Origin of the sequence: Variovorax glucosi (genome assembly GCF_051216695.1) — a bacterium.
Classification (GTDB): domain Bacteria; phylum Pseudomonadota; class Gammaproteobacteria; order Burkholderiales; family Burkholderiaceae_C; genus Variovorax.
On sequence record NZ_JBPJZE010000026.1, the window covers coordinates 1 to 1,871 of the forward strand.

The 1,871-nt window shown below is 67.8% G+C and carries 2 protein-coding genes; both read right to left on the reverse strand.

Annotated elements, in window-relative coordinates; all coding sequences use genetic code 11:
• A partial coding sequence (locus ACSFA3_RS22420; RefSeq protein ID WP_435507697.1) for a Cache 3/Cache 2 fusion domain-containing protein occupies nt 1–397 on the reverse strand: 397 nt, incomplete at its 3' end.
• A 77-nt stretch (nt 398–474) separates the two neighbouring features.
• A partial coding sequence (locus ACSFA3_RS22425) for a methyl-accepting chemotaxis protein (protein WP_435507698.1) occupies nt 475–1,871 on the reverse strand: 1,397 nt, incomplete at its 5' end.

The following is a 1,871-nucleotide window of genomic DNA, read 5'->3' on the forward strand; positions in this document are numbered from 1 at the left end:
CGCCGCTCTCATTCCTCACCGAGGCGGTGACGCGGCCGAAATCTTCGCCCTCCGCCACGAACACCGTGGCGTTGGCGCCGGGGAAATCGCGCGCCAAGGCATCCACCTCCGCGATGCGCGCGGCGTCGATGGGCGTGCCGTCGCTGGTCAATGTTCCTTGCGCCGCCCCGTCGAGAACGAGGCTGGACGCAAACTGGCGCCGGAAGACGCCGAAAGCGTTCTCCGCCGTGAGGCGCATGGTCTGGTCGAAGATGTCCAGCGAGCGGGCGATGGCCTCTGCCTTGGCGTTGGCGTACTGCGCGGCGCTGCGCTGCTGCTGCGAGGAAGCCAGCGCGTAGAAGACTGCCAGCACCAGCGTTACCACCAGGAGCATGCCCGCGACGGTGCCGAGGGTCATGGTGCGAGCCAGGGAGACGAAGGCGGGATCACGCCTCGCGGGGTTCGCAGTTTTCATAACTACAGAGGACCTATGGCTCAGAACTCGCGCCAGTCGCCGGCACCGGCCACCGCGAGCTGCGGCGTCGCTGGCAACGATGGCTTGATGCGCGCAGCCGGCTGCGTCCTGGCCTGCGCGCGGGGCGCAGCCTGCTGGCCTTCGCCGAGCTTGAAGATGCTGACGGCCTGCACGAGGCTGCCGGCCTGTTCCTGCAGCGACTGGGCTGCGGCCGAGGCTTCCTCGACCAGCGCCGCGTTCTGCTGCGTGACCTCGTCCATCTGCGTGATGGCCTGGTTGATCTGTTCGATGCCTGATGTCTGCTCGTGGCTCGCAGCGCTGATCTCTCCGATGATGTCGGTCACCCGCTTCACGCTGCCTACGATCTCTTCCATGGTTCTTCCGGCCTCGCCCACAAGGGCAGTGCCTGCGCCGACCTTGCCGACGGAGTCGTCGATCAGGCCCTTGATTTCCTTGGCCGCGGCAGCGGAGCGCTGCGCGAGGTTGCGCACTTCGGCGGCCACCACGGCGAAGTCCCTGCCCTGCTCGCCCGCACGCGCGGCTTCCACCGCGGCGTTGAGCGCCAGGATGTTGGTCTGGAAGGCGATGCCATCGATCACGCCGGTGATGTCCACGATCTTCTTCGACGAGGCATGGATCGAGGCCATGGTGTCCACCACCTGGCTGACCACATCGCCGCCCTTGAGCGCCACCTCGGAGGCCGACAGCGCCAGTTGGTTGGCCTGCCGCGCGTTGTCTGCGTTCTGCTTGACGGTGCTGGTGAGCTCCTCCATCGACGCAGCGGTCTGCTGCAGCGAGCTCGCCTGTTCCTCGGTGCGCGTCGAAAGGTTCTGGTTGCCGGCCGAGATCTGGCCCGAGGCGGTGGCGATGGCATCGGTGCCCTCGCGCACGCCGCCCACCACGCCGGCCAGGTTTTCTCGCATGCTCTCCACGGCGCGGGTGATCACGCCCATCTCGTCGCGGCGGTCCGAGGCCAGTTGCTTCGACAGGTCACCTTGGCCCAGCGCCTGCACATGCTCGCTCAGCAAGCCCAGTGGCCGCACGGTGCGGCGGATGAAGACGATCAACGCCGCCCCCAATACCAGAGCCGCCAGCGCAATGCAGGCGCCGATCCAGGCCATCTGGTGATAGAGCCCGGCGAGCACCTCCGAAGCGGGAAGCTCGGCTACCACCAGCCAGCCAGTCGCTTCGCTCCTGGCCACCGAGGCATAGCGCCGCTGCCCGTTCGCTGACGCAAGCACCGCCCGCGCGTCGTCGATCCACATCGCATCCGGAGCCGAGATCCGCGACAGCCAGGCGGCCGATTCGTCGCCCGGCAGAAGCTCGCTCAGCTTCTTGCCGGCCGCCACCGGATGAAAGACCAGCGTCGCCGCATCAGCGCCGCCGCTGGGGTTGACGATGTAGAGCCCACCGGTCT